This window comes from Rheinheimera oceanensis, assembly GCF_018831085.1.
Classification (GTDB): domain Bacteria; phylum Pseudomonadota; class Gammaproteobacteria; order Enterobacterales; family Alteromonadaceae; genus Alishewanella; species Alishewanella oceanensis.
The window spans coordinates 140,560-160,260 of the sequence record NZ_JAGPNM010000008.1 but is presented as its reverse complement, the minus strand read 5'-3'; the positions used below and the strand labels follow the sequence as shown (position 1 = coordinate 160,260).

Annotated in this window: 13 protein-coding genes; 5 read left to right on the top strand and 8 right to left on the bottom strand. The window is 50.1% G+C overall.

What is annotated here, in order from left to right; translation table 11 throughout:
- Positions 1-4: 4 nt before the first annotated feature.
- Positions 5-2,113 (bottom strand): TonB-dependent siderophore receptor, encoded by a 2,109-nt coding sequence (locus J3B89_RS16845; protein WP_215398775.1) that lies wholly within the window; start codon positions 2,111-2,113, stop codon positions 5-7.
- Positions 2,114-2,303: 190 nt separating this feature from the next.
- Between J3B89_RS16845 and dgt the strand changes: the two genes are divergently transcribed.
- Positions 2,304-3,761: a dGTPase gene (gene dgt / locus J3B89_RS16840; protein WP_215398774.1), complete on the top strand. Its 1,458-nt coding sequence runs from the start codon at positions 2,304-2,306 to the stop codon at positions 3,759-3,761.
- On the opposite strand, the gene J3B89_RS16835 is transcribed toward dgt, so the two are convergent.
- On the bottom strand, positions 3,758-5,572 hold the full coding sequence (locus J3B89_RS16835; protein ID WP_215398773.1) for an alpha/beta hydrolase: 1,815 nt from the start codon (positions 5,570-5,572) through the stop codon (positions 3,758-3,760). The genes dgt and J3B89_RS16835 overlap by 4 nt on opposite strands.
- Positions 5,573-5,679: 107 nt before the next feature.
- Here J3B89_RS16835 and J3B89_RS16830 point away from each other — a divergent pair, with 107 nt between their 5' ends.
- The gene (locus J3B89_RS16830; RefSeq protein ID WP_215398772.1) at positions 5,680-7,749 is read left to right on the top strand and encodes a winged helix-turn-helix domain-containing protein; all 2,070 of its coding nucleotides are present in this window, start codon (positions 5,680-5,682) and stop codon (positions 7,747-7,749) included.
- Here J3B89_RS16830 and J3B89_RS16825 read toward each other — a convergent pair.
- Genes J3B89_RS16825 through J3B89_RS16810 form a run of 4 tightly spaced genes read right to left on the bottom strand, consistent with a single transcriptional unit; the run spans position 7,733 to position 12,997 of the window.
- Positions 7,733-9,187, bottom strand: a complete 1,455-nt coding sequence (locus J3B89_RS16825) for a coniferyl aldehyde dehydrogenase (RefSeq protein WP_215398771.1) — start codon at positions 9,185-9,187, stop codon at positions 7,733-7,735. The two genes, J3B89_RS16830 and J3B89_RS16825, sit on opposite strands and share 17 nt — an antisense overlap.
- A gap of 57 nt (positions 9,188-9,244) precedes the next feature.
- Entirely contained in the window at positions 9,245-10,252 is a 1,008-nt protein-coding gene (locus J3B89_RS16820) for a LacI family DNA-binding transcriptional regulator (protein WP_215398769.1), read from the bottom strand.
- A 21-nt stretch (positions 10,253-10,273) separates the two neighbouring features.
- Positions 10,274-11,635, bottom strand: a complete 1,362-nt coding sequence (locus tag J3B89_RS16815) for a glycoside-pentoside-hexuronide (GPH):cation symporter (RefSeq protein ID WP_215398768.1) — start codon at positions 11,633-11,635, stop codon at positions 10,274-10,276.
- 27 nt (positions 11,636-11,662) lie between these two features.
- Positions 11,663-12,997, bottom strand: a complete 1,335-nt coding sequence (locus tag J3B89_RS16810; RefSeq protein ID WP_215398767.1) for a GH1 family beta-glucosidase — start codon at positions 12,995-12,997, stop codon at positions 11,663-11,665.
- Between the two features lie 157 nt (positions 12,998-13,154).
- Between J3B89_RS16810 and J3B89_RS16805 the strand changes: the two genes are divergently transcribed.
- Genes J3B89_RS16805 through J3B89_RS16795 form a run of 3 tightly spaced genes read left to right on the top strand, consistent with a single transcriptional unit; the run spans position 13,155 to position 17,924 of the window.
- The gene (locus J3B89_RS16805) at positions 13,155-14,405 is read left to right on the top strand and encodes a sugar MFS transporter (protein ID WP_215398766.1); all 1,251 of its coding nucleotides are present in this window, start codon (positions 13,155-13,157) and stop codon (positions 14,403-14,405) included.
- Positions 14,406-14,417: 12 nt separating this feature from the next.
- Positions 14,418-16,943, top strand: coding sequence for a glycoside hydrolase family 3 N-terminal domain-containing protein (locus J3B89_RS16800; RefSeq protein WP_215398765.1), 2,526 nt, complete (start codon positions 14,418-14,420; stop codon positions 16,941-16,943).
- A 3-nt stretch (positions 16,944-16,946) separates the two neighbouring features.
- Positions 16,947-17,924 (top strand): glycoside hydrolase family 16 protein, encoded by a 978-nt coding sequence (locus J3B89_RS16795; RefSeq protein ID WP_215398764.1) that lies wholly within the window; start codon positions 16,947-16,949, stop codon positions 17,922-17,924.
- Here J3B89_RS16795 and J3B89_RS16790 read toward each other — a convergent pair.
- Together J3B89_RS16790 and J3B89_RS16785 are read right to left on the bottom strand one after the other, a co-directional pair.
- Complete coding sequence (locus J3B89_RS16790; protein ID WP_215398763.1) at positions 17,921-18,919, bottom strand: cupin-like domain-containing protein; 999 nt, start codon at positions 18,917-18,919, stop codon at positions 17,921-17,923. The two genes, J3B89_RS16795 and J3B89_RS16790, sit on opposite strands and share 4 nt — an antisense overlap.
- 15 nt (positions 18,920-18,934) lie before the next feature.
- Positions 18,935-19,648: a SapC family protein gene (locus J3B89_RS16785; RefSeq protein WP_215398762.1), complete on the bottom strand. Its 714-nt coding sequence runs from the start codon at positions 19,646-19,648 to the stop codon at positions 18,935-18,937.
- Positions 19,649-19,701 lie beyond the last annotated feature (53 nt).

Genomic DNA, 19,701 nt, shown 5'->3' with positions numbered 1-19,701 from the left:
ACCTTCAGAACCGGTAGCGGATACTGGCCTGATAGTTCAGCGGCTCGCCCGGTACTGTCCACAATTCGTTATACGAGTTATGCACATAGTGGCGGTCGAACAGGTTATTAATATTCAGCTGAGCGCTAAGCTGTGGCGTTAATTCCATACTGGTAAACAGGCCAACCAGTGTAAAAGACGGTAGCTGATAATCCGGGTTTACTGAGTCGCCCAGCCGGCTGCCGACGTAGTGCAGCCGCACCCCTGCTTTGCCTTCTTTACCTGCCATTTGCAGTAATTGGGTTAACACCAGGCTGGCGTTGTGTTTGGGCACATTAACCAGCCGGCTGCCATCGGGCACCTGGCTACCCCAGTCGGCGTTTAGTGCCTCGCCAACGGTTCTGGTGTCCATAAAGGCGTAGGATAAGTCGGCATACAGGTTGTTGTTCAGGTGGCTGTGTATATCCAGCTCAATACCACGGCTGCGCGCCCTGCCTAAAGTAGCCTGAAAGGTAGCATTAAGCGGATCTGAGGTCAGAATATTGGATTTTTCTGCATCAAACAGCGCCAGAGTGCCCTGGGTAGTGCCAAAGCTAAATTTGGCGCCCACTTCAAACGACTCACTTTCTTCCGGTTCAAACATATTACGGTTAAAGTCGGTGCCGCTCAGGGGCACAAAACCTTCAGAGTAGTTAGTGTAAAACGTTAATCCCGGATGATGTTCGTACACTAAACCTAAGCGGGGGCTAAGCCGGCTAAACTGCTGGCTACTGGAAATGTCAGACACCAATTCAGTTAATTCCTGCGTAATGCGGTCAAACCGTACCCCGGCCGACAAATGCCAGCGTTCGGTTAAACGCAGATGATCCTGCACATATAAGCCGACACCGTGCTGGGTTTCGTCGTTAATATATAAACTCACCGGCTCAGGTGCAGTACTGCCGTACACCGGCTGGTATATATTCAGGCTGTAGCTGCCCGCCGGGCCACGGTATCTGTCGAGCCGGGTATACAGGCTGTAGTCAAACGCATCAGCACCCAGCAGCACATGGTGTTTAATACCGCCCAGCTGTACATTGCCGCTTAGCTCTGTTCGCAGCGTTAAATCTTCAGAATCGTAATCGCGATAGCGCCGTTGCCGGGTCAGGGTTTCTCCGTCAGTAAACAGGCTCTGGCGGCCGACAGCCAGTTCTGCATCAGACGAATAGCCCTGCAGCGCTGATTCACGATAGCCAACACCGGCCAGTAAGGTCCAGCCCTGCCATAGGGTGGTATCCAGTGTTAACTGGTGGCCGGTGGCATCAACCTCGGTAGGGCCGTCGTCGGGTTCACCCAGATAGCGCGAGCGCGGTAAGGTACGCAGGTTATTGTTCAGTACCAGCAAACCGCGGTCAAACAGTTGCTCTTGCTTGAGGTATTCAAATTCATAATTGAGCGTGGTGTGGTCATTAACCAGATAACTGACCGACGGTGTAAAGACGGTTTTTTTATTGCCGACATAATCCCTAAAGCTGTCGTAATCCTGCACAGCACCATTAACCCGGATCGCCAGTTTGTCGTTAACGCCGTTGGTGTAGTCGCCTTCTAAGCGGTATTGATCAAACTTGCCGGCTGATAGCTGCAAGTAACCTTGCTGCTCAAATTGCGGCTTCTTGGTAATAATATTTACCGTACCGCCGGGTTCCGAGCGGCCAAACAGCGCAGAGCCAGGCCCTTTCATAATTTCAATATATTCAACATTGGATAAATCGCGGTTGCCGCTAAAGCCCCGGCCGGCGTTAAAGCCATTTAGCAGGTAGCCTGATGGCATATTTTCATTACCCGGAAAGCCGCGGATAGAAAAGCTGTCCCACAGGCCACCACCGTTATTTTGCCGCGCAATGCTGCCGGATAAATCCAGTGCCTGCTGAAAACTACTAATGCCATTGTCGGTCAGCAGTTCCAGGCTAAGGGTTTCCATTGCCTGCGGCTGCAACCGCAGTGGCACATCACCGCGATAGGCCTGCTTATGGCGCACACTGATGTGCTCGATAGCGCTCTGTTCAACACTGGCCTGCTCAATGCCAGCTTGTGCAGCCACGTTGGCTGCAGTGGCAAACAGAAGAAAATACGGTAGCGGAGTTATCGGTGACATAGCGATCTTATTACTACGACAAAAAGATGTTATAACATAACATAAATGCTCAGGGGATGCAGCCGGTTTTAACGTTGAAATATACCGGATTACCGTGTCACGGCGGAGATTGCAGCATTATAGTTTCACCTTTACAGGCTGCAGGCTTTTGCGCCACACTGTGCCAATTGGTGCAATACCGGATACCTTTATGGATTTTTGCAATAAAATCAAAGCAGATCGCCCGTTGCAAAGCAGCCGCAGTGATTTACAAAGCGCGCTGGAAAGTGATCGTGGCCGTATTATCAACTCTGCAGCTGTGCGCCGCTTACAGCAGAAAACCCAGGTATTTCCGCTGGAGCGTAACGCCGCTGTACGCAGCCGTTTAACTCATTCGCTGGAAGTGCAACAAAGCGGCCGCTTTATTGTGCAGTCGATATTCCGCCTGCTAACACCGCAGCAACAGGCAGAATACGGCTTAACTGAGCTGGAGCGGCCAATGGAGTCGCTGGTAGAAATGGCCTGCCTGCTGCACGATGTCGGCAACCCGCCGTTCGGCCACAGTGGTGAAAGTGCTATTAATGCCTGGTTTAGCGACATACTGCCTGAACTGACCCGGCACCATAAGCTGCAGGACAATGTTTTATGGCAGACACTGTGTACCGAGCTGGCACAGTTTGAAGGCAATGCCCAGGCCATTCGGCTGGTGCACAGCTTACAGCGCATGAACCTGACGTATGCGCAAACTGCCTGTATTTTAAAATACACCCGCTGCGCTACCGCCTCCAAGCCTGATAAGCAGCACAGCCTTGGTTATTTGCAGAAAAAGCCGGGATATTATTTTTCTGAGCAGCCGTTTGTTGACCAACTGTGGCAAGAGCTGAACACCGCGCCGGGCTGCCGCCACCCGCTGACCTATATTATGGAGGCGGCAGATGACATTTCGTATTGCCTGGCTGATATTGAAGATGCAGTAGAAAAAGGCTTATTCAACCTTAAAGAGCTGGCCCACCAGCTTAACATTGCCTTTGCTGAGCTTGAGCCGCGCGGCCGCTTAATCACTACCCAGCGTGGTGGTAGCGCCAGCTTTTCTGCACTGATTAAAGCCGCGCTGGACAGCGCTGAGGCTGAGCCGGTAAATACCGTTTCGACGTTTTTTATCAGGTTGCGTGTCATGATGATACACCCACTGGTTCGCCATGCAGCTGGCCAGTTTATCAGCAATATTGCTGAGGTGTATGACGGCAGGTTGAACCGCGCCCTGCTGGAGGATGGCAGCCAGTACCATGCTATTACCAGCACTTTTAAACAGGTTGCCCGCCAGTTTGTGTTTAACCAACCCGAGGTAGAAACACTGGAATTGCAGGGCTTTCGTATGATTGCCGGTTTGCTCAGCAGCTATCAGCCATTGTTGTTGTTATCACGTGCCGATTTCACTGCTGTACTGCAAAACGATGGTTATCATTTAGCCCAACAGCAACGGCTGGCACACCGGCTACCAAACAAGCATCTGGCGGCCTACCAGCTGGCTGTAGCGCAAGTGGCCCCGGACGACAACGCACTGGAGCTGTACTACCGCTGCCGTTTATTGCAGGACTTTATCAGCGGTATGACTGACCATTTTGCCTTTGATGAATACCAGACGCTGGTAAATTGTTACAGCGGTTAAGGCAGTCGCAGCTCTTTAAATAGCCATTCCAATGCCTGTTTGATTTGCTCTGGTTGTTGCACCGGCACCAGATGGTCGCTATTACTTAGCGCAATATATTGGCCATTTGACAGCAACGCTTGTTCTGAACTCCATGCACTACCTTCCTGTTGCCACAGGCGCAGTGCTTCAGCCAGTTCAGGCTCATCTTGTGCCTGCTCTATTTGTTGTTGTTCAAAGTCACTATCAATAATGCTAACGGGTACTGCAGACACCATTGGTAGTTGGGCATAGCTGTCCAGATCAGCAATATAACCGGCTATTTCAATTGCCCGCGCCTGTTGTTGAGGGATCAGTAAACGTAGCTGCATGATTTGTTCAAAGTAGGTCCAGTCCATTTGCACATCATGTTCAGCCACTAATTGTTTTATTTCGCTGTATTCTATTTCCAGCTTTTCTTTTGTTCTTTCTGTCCAATTTCCTGCGGCAAGATGTGGTAGTAATGCTGGTAGGTTTGCAAGATACCAGTCCGCCGGATAACCCTGATACAAGCTTAGTGAGTGTGGTAGTGGGATGTCGGGGTCGATATACAGCATGGCTTTGATATCAAACTGCTGCTGATGTAACTGATAAAACCAGCGTGCACTTATACTGCTACTGGAGAAAGTAACTAATGTCAGTTGGTTTTCTTGTAACTGCTTTAATATTAGTGCCATATCATCCGCAAAACGGCGATAAGATAGCTCCTCTGTATTACTACTGTAGGCGTTTCCCAGCCGGTCAATACTGTACACCCTGTATTGCTGTGCCAGTAATGGCTGTAGTGCAGCAAACCATGCGCTGTCGCTGTGATAGTTATAATTAGGCCCTGCTAACAATACTACCGCTGGCCCGGGGTTATTCAGTCCCATAGCACGAACATGGAATTGTCCCTGCTCAGTTGTTACTAACTGAGAGTGCTCAGGTAACTCAGGTTGTTCTACTTCAGCAAAAAACTTCAGAACCCGATGGCTGGTGTCAAAACCAGCGAACTGCCAGGTATGACCGCCTCCTTGCACACTGTATAGCTGAAACTTTTGTGTACCATTATGATAACTGGTTAGGTGAGTATGGGGGGCAACCTGTGTTTTATGTAATGCATAAGGCAAAGCATTGTTTTTCCCTGCCATTAAAGCTATTGCATCCGTAGAGCTAATCAACCCAAAGTTGTGGTGGACCATACCGGTATAGGGCAGAACTGAGTCGTCAGTACCATGCACCATCATCAGGGAAACAGCTGTTGAAGGTGAGCAACTTGAAGCCAGTTGAATTGACATTGGCGCCGCTACCACGGCTACAGCTTTAAACAACTGTGGTAGGTTACATGCTAGGTTTTGTACAAAAAGTCCGCCTTGAGAATAGCCTACGGCGTATACTTCACTTGGTATAACTTTATGGTTGCGTTGGATATCAGCGATAACTTTTGAAGTGAAACCCAAATCGTCCGCTCCCAGCCGATGTGCAATATTGCAGTTACAACCTTCATTCCATTCCACTTGCTCGGAATCTGGATAAGCAACAATATATTCATTGCTGATTTGATCAAAGTAGGTGAATGATTGCATATCTTTACCATTGCCACCTGAGGGATGAAACGCCAGCAGCAACTTGTAACTATTTACAGCCTGATACCCTCTGGGTAATGCTAACCAGTAGTTTCGGCCGTTAAGCTTTACCTGCTGTAATTGGTCTACAGACGTTTTTCCGCCTTGATTTTGTTCAGAAGACTTGCAACTTGCCAGGCCCAATAGCAGCATGATTAACCAAATTGTTATTATTGTTTGACGTTTCATGTTGGTTTCCTGTTAACCTGAATACAGGCCAAGCTTAAGCGGCCAGTAGTATTTTGCCGTGGCCGTTCTTATGATGATTTTGTGATGAAAAGCTTACCGGACATTCTATGACGATATTTTTAGCTCCTATTAGCCATTGGCAGCTGGGACCGCTTTACTATGATGCCAGTCAGCGGCAGTTAGCCGATACAAAGCAGCAACTTTATCTGGAGCCAAGACAACATCAGCTGTTAATGTGTTTTCTGCAGACGCCTGGGCAGGTGGTTAGTCGCGATACTCTGATCATGCAGGTATGGCAGGGGCGCATTGTCAGCGACAGCGCTATTAATCGGGCAGTATCTTTACTACGTAAGGCGTTTTCCCGGCTAGACAACACTCACAATTATATTGAAACCCTGCCTAAACTGGGCTACCGCCTTCAGTTACCTGTGGAGATGGCAGCAGGCGAAACAAGTGTCAGTACTAGACCTATGATTAAGCTTTACCGTGCACCGGTGTTGTTGGTTCTAGTGTGTCTGATGTTGCTATTTATGGCGATGCTTCGACCAAAATCATTGGAACATTCTGAAGATGTCATGTTACTTCATATACCTTCGGTTCCGGTAACCAGTTTTAATGGTGCTGAATTTCATATAAGTATCGATCGTGCTGGTACCAAGTTGTTATATCATCGGACTACTGATAATAGTCATACCCAGCTTTGGTTACACAACACCATAACAAAACAACATCAGGCGGTTTCAGATCCATTGGAAGATATACGCTATGGCAGGCTGAGCCCGGACGGCAATCAGATTGCATATGTCCGTTATGATGATCAGCAGTGTCAGTTGATACTGCTGCATTTACCTGACGATGTATCTCCTTTGCAGGATTGTCCGTTAGATAGCGTGCCACAACTGATATGGCAGGGGGATAGTCGGGCACTTTACTACAGGCAGCGAACTAACAAAACACAGCCCTATCATATTTTCAGGTTATCGCTAAATAGTGGAATCAGCAGGCAACTGACATTGACTGCAGTGAATTATACAGGTGAAGGTGATATTGCCCTCGCCTTGTCAGAAACGACTCAGCAATTGGCAGTGCTGCGCTACAACACGGCCCACAGCAGAACGTTGTTGTTATTGGACAGCGAAAGTGGTGCGGTGCAGCAGCAACACCAGATCAACCTTGCTGTAAGTCAGCTGTACTGGCACGGTGAACGGTTGCTACTGATTGCTGGTAGTAACCTATATCAGTTTACACCGCAGCAATTCAGCCTGCAGTTGATATATCGGGCGGCGCTGCCTATTAATTCAGTAGCATTAACGGCCGATCAATTGTACTACAGCAGTAACGAGAGGCGGGCTAGTATCTGGCGTAAATATTCAGATAGCAGCTCCGGCGCGGTGATTGAAAGCTCACGTATCGACAGCTTGCCACGCATAGCACCAAATGGTTCAACACTTGTATTTTTAAGCAACCGAGGCGGCCATTACCAGATTTGGCAACAACAGCAAGAACAACAGCCCGCTGTGTTGGCTGAGTTACCCGGAGAACCTGCTTTTGCGCGTTTTAGCTGGCACCCAGACAGTAGTCGGCTGCTGTTGGTAAAAGATGGCGCTGCGTATACCATAAGTGTGCCTGATGGTGTAGTGAAGAAAATATTACCAGCTCATAGTCAAATTGCTGTAGCTGATTGGGATGAGGAAGGCGCAGGACTGGTATATAGCACAGTTCGTGATGGTGACTGGCAACTCTGGCATTATGACCTGAACCAGAAAACTGAAAAATGGCTGCTTGCCACAGATGGATACAGTGGTCGTATCTGGCAGGGCCAGCTGTATTATACCCGGTATCATCAGGATGGATTGTGGCGCATGAGTATAGCAGGTGGTGAGAGTGAGCTGCTGCTGCCCAATCTGGACAAAATTAACTGGCTGAACTGGCAATTGACAGAGGGGCGCGTTTACTACTATCAGCCGGGAAACGGTATTTACCGATACGATATTCAAACCTCACAGCAAGAAAAACTGATGGCACAGACAGGCCATTTTGCACACCACTATAGCGTGTATAACGATCAGATTTATTACGTTAAGCTTGAGCCTGCTCAAGGCGATATCTTTCGTGTTGCACTGAGCAATACAAATAAATTAAAACAAAATCAGGAGAAAATTACCCGCGCCCCTTGAGGCGTATCAGCCAGTCGGTCAGTTTGGTTGCCAGCTTGCCATAGGGCGGCAGCAACATGCTGACGCTGTTAAAGGCGCCCTGATAAAATACCGGCCGCAGTTTACTGAAGGTTAAAAAGCCCTCGTAGCCGTGATAATGCCCCATGCCACTGCTGCCGATGCCACCAAAGGGTAAATCGTGCTGGCCGACGTGCAAAATAGCGTGATTAACCGTTACGCCGCCTGACATAACCTGTTCAAGATAAAATTGCTGTAGTGCTTTATCATGGCTAAACGGATAAAACGCCAGTGGCCTTGGCCTGGCGTTAATATAGTTAACCACTTCGGTTTTATCGCGGTAGGTTTTTACCGGTAGCAGCGGACCGAAAATTTCACGCTGCATAACCAGCATATCGTCGGTAACATTAAACAGCAGCGTAAGCGGAAATTTGCGCAGCCCCGGTGCAGTAGTTTGCCCTGGCATCAGGTTTACTGCTGTGGCGCCTTTGGCAATGGCATCGTCCAGTGTGTGCTGTAAGCGCTGGTAGGCGTGCTGATCAATAATGGCCGTGTAGTCGTTATGGTTAATGTCGGGGTAGCGCTGTGCCACCAGTTTTAACGCCAGCCCGGTAAAAGCCTGCTCGCTGCCATGCGGCAAAAACAGGTAATCGACGTTGGTACAAATTTGCCCGGCGTTAAACGCCTTGGCCCATAAAATGCGATCGGCAGCTTTATGCAGCGGGAAATCCGGCGCGACAACGGCGGGCGATTTTCCGCCCAGCTCCAGCGTTACCGGGGTCAGGTTTTTCGCTGCGCTGGCCATAACCGCCTTGCCGGTTTGTGCTGAGCCGGTGAAAAACAGATGGTCGAACGGTTGGGCTGAAAAAGCCGGGCCGCTGCCGTTGTTGTCGCTAAAAAACTGCAGTTTGTCGGGCGCAAAGTATTTTGGCGCCAGCTTAATCAGCAACTGCGCCAGCTGGCCGGAGTTTTCTGACATTTTCACCATAGCGCGGTTACCGGCGGCAAAAATAGCGACCAGCGGCGAAAATGCCAGCATAATTGGGAAGTTCCACGGTACTATCACGCCAACCACCCCCAGCGGTTGCGGTAGCACTTTGCAGCCTGAGGTTGGAAACAACAAAGGGTCTATATGGCGCCGCTGTGGTTTAAGCCATTTTTTCAGCTGCTTTTTCGTGCGGCTGATATCTTCCAGTACCATTAAAATTTCAGAAAAACGGGTTTCAAACCGGCAACGGCTGCCATAATCGGCATTTACTGCTTCAACCAGTGCCGCTTCGTTGTCACTTATCAGCGCCGCCAGTGCGGTTAAATCGGCAATGCGTTGCTGATAACCGGGTACCGGATTGGCATGGTAGGCTTGCCGTTGCAGTGTTAAAGCCTCTGCAAACAGCGCAAAGGCAGTGTGTGTGATTGCGCCGTTCTCAGCAGGCAGATGCATGGTTAACTCCACAAAAGTAATACAAGCCAGAATGCAGGTTTAATGCCCGTGCCCGGTTTAACCTGCGGCTATACTGCTGGCTGAATCACGGCATACCAGCACTGGCTGAAATACATTTTTTAGTTGTAAAGCCTGTTGCTGGTAGATGTTTTTTAGTACCCAGCGTGCCGCCATACGGCCCATTTCGCCGATAGGGTAATCAATAGTGGTGAGTTTGGGGTAAATGTAGCGTGCCAGGATCAGGTTATCAAAACCAACAATAGATAAGTCTTGTGGTACATTCAGGCCTTGTGCACGTGCTACTTCCATAGCGCCGGCCGCCATCTCATCGTTGGCACATACCAGTGCCGTAAAGGGTATGCCTTTAGCCAGTAGCTGTTGCATGCAGGCGCTGCCGCTGCTGTCCTGAAAGTCACCTTCGGCCAGTAAGGCCGGGTTAAAACTCAGGCCATACTCTGCCATGGCGCGCAGGTGGCCGTTATAACGATCTTTAGCATCGCTTTTCCACATTGGGCCTGCCATATAGGCCAGTTGCGTATGGCCTTGCTGCAACAATTTCTGTGTTGCCAGATAGCCGCCCAACTCATTGTCCAGGCTGATACAATTATCTGCCAGTTGCGGGATAAAGCGGTTAATCAGTACTACAGGCATATTGCCACTGGCCAGTTTAATCAGATAATTGTCGGACACGGCTTCAACATGCAAAATCAGCGCATCACAGCTGCGGCTGATTAAAAACTCAATACCGTCTTTTTCGCTGGCTTCTTCGCTGTGGCCGGCGGCAATAATAACGTGCTTACCGGCAGCGCGGCATTCGTTCTCAATACCACTTAACATTTCACCATAAAAAGGGCCATGCAGCTCGGATACCAGAATGCCCACACTGTTAGAGCGGTTTGACGCCAGCGATTGCGCAATAGAGTTGGGCCGGTAGCCCAGTTGCTCCATAGCCGCCAGCACTTTATTACGGGTGGTTTCGCTGACGCGGGCGTTATTATTCATTACCCTCGATACTGTTGCCAGCGATACCCCGGCTAATTCTGATACTTGGTATATGGTTGCCATTGCCTGCCTGCGTAATAACTTTTATGCAGTTACTCTAGCATGCTCAGGTGCTATGCCACCAGCTCGCAGCGCCAGCTGATGGTGGATATCAAGCACCCGTGGCCCGGTTAAGCGATACCGGCTCATCACTACGGCTACCAGTATCGAGCCAATAGCTGGCAGTACGGTAAAGCTGAGCAAAATGCCTTGTTGGGTGGTTGCAGTTTGTGGCACGTCAGCCTGATAGCCATACCCGGCCAGTAACCAGCCTGCCAGTGCACCACCTAACGCCAGGCCGAGTTTAATAAAGAATACGATAGACGAGTACACCAGGCCGGTAATACGGATACCGGTTTTATAGTGGCCGTAGTCAACAGTATCGGCCATTTTTGCCCACAACAGTGGCGTGGCCATTTGTAAAAAGAAGCCCCAGAGAAAATACAGTGCAAATGCCAGCACCAGTTGCTCGCTGCCGATAAAAAAGCTTAGTACGCAAATGGCAGCAGAGATTAATTGCAAACCAATATAGGCTTTTACTTTATCTACATAGCGACTAAGCCATTGGGCTACAGCGCAACCGGCAATGTTGCCGATCATGCCCAGCGTAACAAAAGCGGTGATTAAGTCTTCCCGGCCTAAAAAGTATTTTACGTAGTAAATGGCCAGTGTAGTACGCAGTACCATGCCGGTAAGCAGAAAAAACGCAGCGACACACAAAATACGCCACTGATCATTTTGCCACAGCGAAGCAAAACTGCTGCGCAGTGTAAGCTGCTGATCCACCGGCGCCTGTACCCGTTCCCGTGTGCCGGCAAAGCAGAGTAAAAACAGCGCCAGGCCCAATATGCTCATGGCGGTGATGGTAAGCTGGTAACCTTTGGCATTATCGCCATTACCGAAAAAGTTAACCAGTGGCAGTGTACAGGCAGTAACCAGCAAGCCGCCAAGCATACCAAACACAAAACGGTAAGATTGCACCGACACCCGCTCGGTTGGATCTGCAGTTAATACACCACCGAGCGCAGAATACGGAATGTTAATGGCGGTATAGGCCAGCATCAGTAAAGTATAAGTGGCAAAGGCATAGATAACCTTACCGTTGGCAGATAAATCCGGTGTGGTAAATGCCAGCACACTGCAAAGCGCAAATGGCAATGCCAGCCACAGCAGATAAGGCCGGTACTTACCGTGGCGGCTTTTGGTTTTATCTGCCAGGGCGCCCATTAGCGGGTCGGTTACCGCATCAATAATGCGTACCAGCAAAAACATGCTGCCTACTACCGCCGGTGAAATACCAAAAATATCGGTGTAGAAAAAGGTTAAAAACAGCATTACTGTCTGAAACACAATATTGCTGGCGGTATCGCCAAGGCCGTAGGCCACTTTTTCCCGTTTTGTCAGCATGCTAACCCCGTGATAACTGCTTTATTATTATTTTTTACGCCCGGCGAACACGTCACGCAGTGCTATGGCGCTGTCTTTTAATGTGCGCTGTTGTGTAGCGTAATCGACATAGACTATACCAAAACGTTTGGCATAGCCTTCGGCCCACTCAAAATTGTCCATCAGGCTCCAGGCAAAATAGCCATCAATGCGCATACCGGCAGTAATGGCAGCTTCTGTGGCTTGCAAGTGTTGTTCAAAATATTTCACCCGTTGTGTGTCGTGCACCTGGCCAAGGTGCATGGTGTCGGGTATGGCGGCACCATTTTCGGTAATATACACCGGTGGCAGTTTATAGCGCTTATGTATTGCCAGTAATATTTCGGTTAAGCCCTGCGGATAAATTTCCCAGCCCATATCGGTTAATGGCGGCGTGGTAGGCGGTACATCACTGAACCAGCCTTTACTGTTAGCGCGATACACGGTGCGGGTGTAGTAATTTACCCCCAGAAAATCCAGTGGCTGGGCAATAATAGCCATATCGCCGTCTTTAATTTGTGGCTGCTCGGTTGCAGGCAGTTGTTGCAGCAGTGCCGGATAACAGCCTTCCATTAACGGCTGCAGGTACCATTGGTTGTGGTACTGATCGGCCATATGAGCAGCACGGATATCTGCTTCACTGTCGCTGGCGGCATGGCAGGGGCTGAAATTCAGTACTATGCCGTTAAGTGCCCGGGGCGCGTTTTTTTGCAATACCGGCATGGCTAAACCATGCGCCAGTAATAAATGGTGTGCTACCTGACGGCCTTGCTGACGGTTTTGCACGCCCGGGGCATGAATACCGGCTTCATAACTTAAATAAGCACTGCAAAATGGCTCATTTAATGTGGCGTAAGAATACACTCTGTCGCCAAAAGCCCGGCTAACAATATCGGCATATTCTGCAAATTTATAGGCAGTGCTGCGATTAAGCCAGCCGCCGTTGTCTTGCAGGTACTGCGGTAAATCCCAGTGATACAGCGTAACAAAGGCTTTGATATTGCGTTCGTTTAGCGCATCCAGCAGTTGCAGATAAAAATTCAGCCCGGCCTGGTTTATGCTGCCGTCGGCATGTATTACCCGGCCCCAGGCGATGGAAAAGCGGTAAGCGTCTACACCCAGTGCAGCAATAAGCTCGACATCTTCCTGCCAGCGCGCGATATGGTCGCAAGCTATAAGGCCATTTGAGCCGTCTTTAATCCGGCCGGGTTGTGCACAGAAGGTGTCCCAGATGCAGGCCTCGCGGCTATCGGCGGCACCTTCAATCTGAAACGAGGCAGTGGCAACACCAAACACAAAGTCGGGTTTTAGCAGAGGTGAGCTGTGGGCTAAGGTTATTTTCATCGGTTTTGCTATCTTCCGGTCGTATTGTTACGGGCTGCTGAGCGACAAAAATTATTGCCAACAGCGTGATATATGCTATAAATGAAAGCGCTTACATCATACTAGACGGCGACAACGCACACGTCAATCAAAAACATAAAACATCGGGGAGGACAAGATGGCTGTAACACCAACGCTTAGCGAGGCTACGCCAGAGGCAACATCAGGCCAGATTAATTACAGATTTGCTTTGACATCATTAACCACATTATTTTTTATCTGGGGTTTTATTACCTGCCTGAATGACATTCTGGTACCTTACCTCAAAGGCTTGTTTGACCTGACATACACGCAGGCATTATTAATTCAGTTTTGCTTTTTCAGTGCCTATTTTGTTGTCTCTGTACCCGCAGGTATGCTGGTAAGCCGTATTGGCTATCAGGCAGGTATTGTTACCGGCCTGCTGATTGCCGGGGCCGGTTGCCTGTTGTTTTACCCCGCAGCCGCCGCACATTACTATCCGCTGTTTTTGATTGCGCTGTTTGTGTTAGCCGCCGGCATTACTATTTTGCAGGTGGCTGCTAACCCCTATGTCAGCGTGCTGGGCCGGCCGGAAACGGCTTCCAGCCGTTTAACCATGACGCAAGCCTTTAACTCACTGGGTACCACTTTGGCACCCTTTTTTGGTGCCTGGCTTATTTTTGGCGGTATGGAGGCACCGAAACCGGGCGAAGTAACCGAATCTACCGTGCAAATGCCCTACCTGCTACTGGCTGCGGTGCTGATTATAATGGCACTGATTTTTGCCTTTTTGCGCCTGCCAAAACTGGGTAAAAAAGATGCAAATCTGGATATAACCAGTGGCTCGGCCTGGCGTTACCGCCATCTGGTGCTGGGTGCTGTGGGTATTTTTGTTTATGTCGGTGCCGAAGTGGGCATTGGCAGTTTTCTGGTCAGCTTTATTACCCAGCCTGATATCAGCAGCCTGGATGCACAAAAAGCGTCACATTATATTGCCTGGTATTTTGGTGGCGCTATGGTGGGCCGTTTTATCGGTGCTTATGTTATGCAATATATTGCCCCCGGCAAGGTGCTGGCGTTTAACGCCGTGTGTGCAGTGATCCTGCTGGCGCTGACTATCAGCAGCAGCGGCAGCCTGGCGATGTGGGCACTGTTGCTGGTGGGCTTATGCAATTCCATTATGTTCCCGACTATTTTCAGTCTGGCGATTCACGGTTTAAAGCAACATACCGGCCAGGGCTCCGGCATTTTATGTCTGGCAATTGTTGGTGGTGCAGTACTACCGCTGGCGCAGGCGCGGCTGGCTGATGTGGTCAATGTGCAGATCGCCTTTATTATTCCTTTGCTGTGTTATGTATTTATTGCCTGGTACGGCGCGGTTGGCAGCAAACCGCGTGCTGTGGCGTAACGGAGAGCCGCTATGACATTTCGCCTAAAACTTTCACTACTGAGTATAAGCTGTGCTGTTATTTTGACAGCTTGTAGCAAGGCACCAACAGAGCCTGATACCGTGACAGATAACACCGCTGCCATCTGGCCAGAATTACAGTTACCGGTAGCCAAAGATGCGGCTATTGAGCAGAAAATCACCGACATTATGGCGGGCATGACGTTACAGCATAAAATTGCCCAGATGATCCAGCCGGAAATCCGCGATATTACCGTGGAAGATATGCGCAAATATGGCTTTGGCTCATTTTTAAACGGTGGCGGCGCTTTTCCAAACGACAACAAGCATGCCACCCCTGCCGACTGGATCGCGCTGGCTGAGGCAATGTACCAGGCATCAATAGACGACAGCCTGGACGGCAGCCGTATTCCAACCATGTGGGGTACCGATGCTGTACACGGCCATAACAACGTAATTGGCGCCACATTATTTCCGCACAATATTGGCCTGGGTGCGGCAAATAACCCGGCATTAATTGAGCAAATAGCCAAAGTAACGGCCCGTGAAGTGATGGTTACCGGTATCGACTGGGTATTTGCACCTACGGTTGCGGTGGTGCGTGATGACCGCTGGGGCCGTACCTATGAAGGTTACTCGGAAGATCCTGAGATAGTACACGATTATGCCGCCGCTATTGTTACCGGTTTACAGGGCGCCGCAGATCAGGATTTTCTTGGCGATGAGCGGGTGATCAGCACCGTTAAGCATTTTGTCGGCGATGGCGGCACCGTGGGCGGTGATGATCAGGGCGATAATATTGCCAGTGAGCAAGAGTTGTTCAGTATTCATGCCCAGGGCTACGTAGGTGGCCTGCAGGCTGGCGCACAAAGTGTTATGGCGTCATTTAACAGCTGGCACGGCAGTAAAATTCATGGTGATAAATACCTGCTAACCGATGTACTGAAAACCCGCATGGGCTTTGATGGCTTTGTAGTAGGTGACTGGAACGGCCACGGCCAGATCCCCGGTTGTACTAACGACAATTGCGCCCAGGCCGCACTGGCCGGGCTGGATGTCTATATGGTGCCAACGGCAGCCTGGAAACCGCTGTACTATAACCTGATTGAGCAGGTCGAGAGTGGTGTTATTCCGCTAAGCCGGATTGATGATGCAGTGCGGCGTATTTTACGCGTAAAACTGCGGGCCGGTTTATTTGATAAACCCAGCCCGGCTAACCGGCCGTTGTCGGGTAAAACTGAACTGATAGGCTCTGCTGAGCACCGCGCTGTAGCACGCGAAGCCGTGCAGCAATCACTGGTGTTACTGAAAAATAACGATGCTATTTTGCCGTTAAATCCTAAACAGCATATTTTGGTAACAGGTGAAGGTGCCGACAATATTGGTATGCAGTCAGGTGGCTGGACTATCAGTTGGCAGGGCACCGGCAACACTAACAGTGATTTCCCCGGTGGCAGCTCAATTTATGCCGGTATTAAACAGGCGGTAGATGCCGCAGGCGGCAGCACCGAGCTAAGCGCAGATGGCAGCTACAGCAATAAACCCGATGTAGCCATAGTGGTATTTGGTGAGCAACCTTATGCCGAAGGCAATGGCGATTTAGACAACTTAGAGTATCAGCGGGGTAATAAAACTGATTTAGCCCTGCTGCGTAAACTCAAAGCCGACGGCATTAAAGTGGTGTCGCTATTTATCAGTGGCCGGCCGTTATGGGTAAACCCTGAGTTAAACGCCTCTGATGCTTTTGTCGCCGTATGGCTGCCGGGCAGTGAGGGCGTAGGCGTGGCCGATGTGGTTATGGCGAAAGCAGACGGCAGTATTAATGTCGATTTTCGCGGTAAATTGTCATTTAGCTGGCCTGCTACAGTACAGCAAATTGTCAACCGCCACGATGCCGACTATCAGCCGTTGCTACCATATGGTTTTGGCTTGCGTTACGGTGATAAGAGCACGCTGAGTAACACTCTGGAAGAGCAGGTAGATACCGATACAGTGCTGGATGATTTAGTACTGTTTGAACTGGCAGTAAAAGCGCCCTATCAGTTGTTGCTGCAAAGTGGTGGTGAGACCCAGGCTGTGGTTAGCAGCGTACAGCAGCAGGGTAATATTGCCGTGCGAACTTTTGATAAAACTGTGCAGGAAGACGCACGCCGTTTTGCTTTTAGCGGTGAGGCAAAGGTAGCATTAACCAGTGCATTTCCGGCCGATTTACGTTCATACCAGGAAGCTGGCAGTGCGTTGGTGCTGCAGCTAAAACGCAGTGGTGCAGTGCCTGATAGTGTTATGCTGGGTATGGACTGCGCACAAGGCTGTAGCAGTGCACTGAATATAGCCCCGCAGTTACAGGCCATGGCAGATGAAACCTGGCAGACAATTAGTGTCGATTTAGCCTGTTTTGCCCGGCAAGGCGCTGACTTCAGCCAGATTTTCACGCCGGTATCATTAGCCACAACAGCGCCGCTGGTGCTAAGCTTGGCTGATATACGGCTGAAACCTGCGGTAGCAGGCGACGCCACTATTTCCTGCAGCGGAGACTAAAATATGCGTCGTTATCTCGTTACCCTGCTTGCCAGCGCCGTGCTGGCAAGTTGCAGCACTGTGCCACCAAAGCCCACTGAGCAAAGTGTGGCACAGCATCAGCCTGATGCAGTTGCCAGCGCTGACTGGCAACTGGTGTGGCAGGACGAGTTTAACGGCAATAGTATTGATCTGAGCAAATGGAGCTTTGAGCAAAACTGCTGGGGCGGTGGTAACGACGAACAACAGTGCTATACCAACCGGCCGGAAAATGCCTATGTCGATAATGGCGTGTTATATATAGTGGCACGCAAAGAAACCTTCACCGGCCCGGCGTTAAATGAAGATGACCCGGATTTCAGCCCGCATCAGCGTAAAACGCTGCCTTATACCTCAGCACGCTTACGCAGCAAAGGTAAGGGTGACTGGTTGTATGGCCGTTTTGAAATCCGGGCAAAATTACCAACAGGTCAGGGTAGCTGGCCGGCAATATGGATGCTGCCAACAGACTGGTTGTACGGCCCCTGGCCGTTATCCGGTGAAATCGACATTATGGAAGCGGTAAATCTGGGAACCATTTCTGATGAACCCAGCGCGCTTGCTGATGACCCTGAGCGGCGTATTTACGGCACCTTACATTACGGCGAGCCCTGGCCGGATAATGTACACAGCGGCCAGAGTTATAAACTGCCCAACGGCCAAAGCCCGGCCGATGCATTTCATACTTACGCGATAGAATGGCAGCCGGGTGAAATTCGCTGGTATGTTGATGATGTGTTATACGCAACGCAAAAAAGCAGCGAATGGCACACCGGTGCTGTAACGTTAAAAACGGCCCTGCCGCGGCATGCACCTTTTGACCGGCCTTTTCATTTGCTGCTGAATTTAGCGGTAGGTGGCAACTGGGCCGGCTCAGTGAATGAAACCGGCATAAACCCCAGCGCTTACCCGCAAAGCCTGCAAATTGACTATGTGCGGGTATATCAGCGCCAGCAACCCTAACGGTTTAACCGGCTCAGCAGCATGGCACGTAGCTTACGTGCCGTTTGCTCCAGCATCGGCCCCAGTATGCCGCGTTTATCTGCCGGTAAATGTGCGGCGGTATCGTCGTTGGCATTAAACACATAGTGCTCAAACTGTTGCTGCCAGATTTTACGCTGGGCCGGTGGTAAGTCACGTATGCTTAGCATGGCATGCAGCAATGCGTCGGTGGGTAAACCGCAGTAAGCCGGGGTTTGCCGCCACCAGTAGTTAATCAGTAAATTCAGATCACTTAAGCTGTCTACCTGATGCCACCACATTGAAGGGATAAAAATGGCATCGCCGGCACCCAGTTCGGCCGTGAGCGCATGCTGCAGGGCCTGACGAAAGCGTGGATAGCGGGCAAAATCCGGCTGGCGAAAATCTACCATGCTTACAGGTTGTCCGGCGGGGGTGAATTCAAGCGGGCCTATATATAAGTTGGCTATTTGCTCAGGTGCAAAGAGGGTAAAACGCCGCTGCCCGGCCGCTACACAGGCAATGTTGTCCGGCACGTCATAATGCGCAACCACATGGCTACGGTTACCCAGCCAGACGCTGATCAGCGGATTAATGTTGTCCAGTGCCAGCGTGTTTTGTGCTGTTAGCCCCGGTACACAGTAATCTGCGGTAGTTGAGCCCATATAAAACACCGGCGCATTGTCTTGCCCGCTATGCTGCAGTATGCTGCTTAGCACACTGTTAAGTTTGGTCTGACGCTGCTGAAAATTAAACCCGGTCAGGTCATCATTATAAAAAAAACGGCCTTTTGCTGCGGGCTCTGCAAAAAATGCCTGCACCGGCACATCCGCAACAAAACTTTGCAGATAGGCTGCTGCCGCGGTATCAGATTGCTGTGCCTGCTGCACCAGCGGCCAGTGTTGTACCAGGCCACGTAGTACCAAAGGTGTGGTGCGATTTGCCAGTAAGCTACTGATATTGCCACCGGTGTAATCTGCTTCGTCAATTGCCTGCATGTTTAACTCACCTGATTATGCCTGCATCATAGTCAGCATTTTGCTGATATTGGCCTGCGATGCCAGCAGCAGATAAATAGCTTCCAGATAACCGTGCTGGTGCAATTGCTGTAATTGTGCTGCGTTTAGCTGGCTAAGCTGCTGCCGGTCAATATTATATAAACCGCCAACTTTATGCACCGCGCCCTGATAACTCAGTTCCAGCGTCAGGCTTTGCAGCAAATTTAACTGGCTTAACATGGCACAAAATGCCTGATTAGCCAGGTGCCCCTGCTGGATATGTTGCAAAACAGTGCTGATATGTTCCAGCAACGGGCTGTTACCACCGTGCGGTAAAAATACCGCTTCGCCTTGCGTTAAACTAACCCGCGGGTGGTCCAGATCTATACATACCACCGGTACCTGTTGCGGTACACCGTTATGCAGCTGCTGCTGAAAGCCGATTAAAAATGGCTGGCGCTGTATACTCAGCGGTATATAACCACTTTGCCAGCTATCGCCCTGTAAAAACAGATTTTGGCCGGGCTTTACACCCAGTAATACCACCGGCTCAAAGTTATTCAGCTCCGTATTGTGGCGGAAAAACAGCGGATACCAGCTTTGCAACTGCATAAATTCACTGATAAAGGCCGTGCTAAGGCTGACATTGTCGCCGTAAGCGCTGCCACTTTGGGTAATAATTTTTATATCTTTATGGCTGATATTGTCCAGCACAGCGTGGTTGGCCATTATCTCTCCCTGGGTTTTGTGCTGATAACTAACAAAAAGCCGCTTATCACAGC

Bases quoted from the DNA above. Each gene is read 5' to 3' on its own strand.
- J3B89_RS16795 (WP_215398764.1), top strand. From the start codon at position 16,947: ATGCGTCGTTATCTCGTTACCCTGCTTGCCAGCGCCGTGCTGGCAAGT.
- J3B89_RS16790 (WP_215398763.1), bottom strand. From the start codon at position 18,919: ATGCAGGCAATTGACGAAGCAGATTACACCGGTGGCAATATCAGTAGC.
- dgt (WP_215398774.1), top strand. From the start codon at position 2,304: ATGGATTTTTGCAATAAAATCAAAGCAGATCGCCCGTTGCAAAGCAGC.
- J3B89_RS16805 (WP_215398766.1), top strand. From the start codon at position 13,155: ATGGCTGTAACACCAACGCTTAGCGAGGCTACGCCAGAGGCAACATCA.
- J3B89_RS16830 (WP_215398772.1), top strand. From the start codon at position 5,680: ATGACGATATTTTTAGCTCCTATTAGCCATTGGCAGCTGGGACCGCTT.
- J3B89_RS16825 (WP_215398771.1), bottom strand. From the start codon at position 9,187: ATGCATCTGCCTGCTGAGAACGGCGCAATCACACACACTGCCTTTGCG.
- J3B89_RS16835 (WP_215398773.1), bottom strand. From the start codon at position 5,572: ATGAAACGTCAAACAATAATAACAATTTGGTTAATCATGCTGCTATTG.
- J3B89_RS16845 (WP_215398775.1), bottom strand. From the start codon at position 2,113: ATGTCACCGATAACTCCGCTACCGTATTTTCTTCTGTTTGCCACTGCA.
- J3B89_RS16785 (WP_215398762.1), bottom strand. From the start codon at position 19,648: ATGGCCAACCACGCTGTGCTGGACAATATCAGCCATAAAGATATAAAA.
- J3B89_RS16815 (WP_215398768.1), bottom strand. From the start codon at position 11,635: ATGCTGACAAAACGGGAAAAAGTGGCCTACGGCCTTGGCGATACCGCC.
- J3B89_RS16810 (WP_215398767.1), bottom strand. From the start codon at position 12,997: ATGAAAATAACCTTAGCCCACAGCTCACCTCTGCTAAAACCCGACTTT.
- J3B89_RS16800 (WP_215398765.1), top strand. From the start codon at position 14,418: ATGACATTTCGCCTAAAACTTTCACTACTGAGTATAAGCTGTGCTGTT.
- J3B89_RS16820 (WP_215398769.1), bottom strand. From the start codon at position 10,252: ATGGCAACCATATACCAAGTATCAGAATTAGCCGGGGTATCGCTGGCA.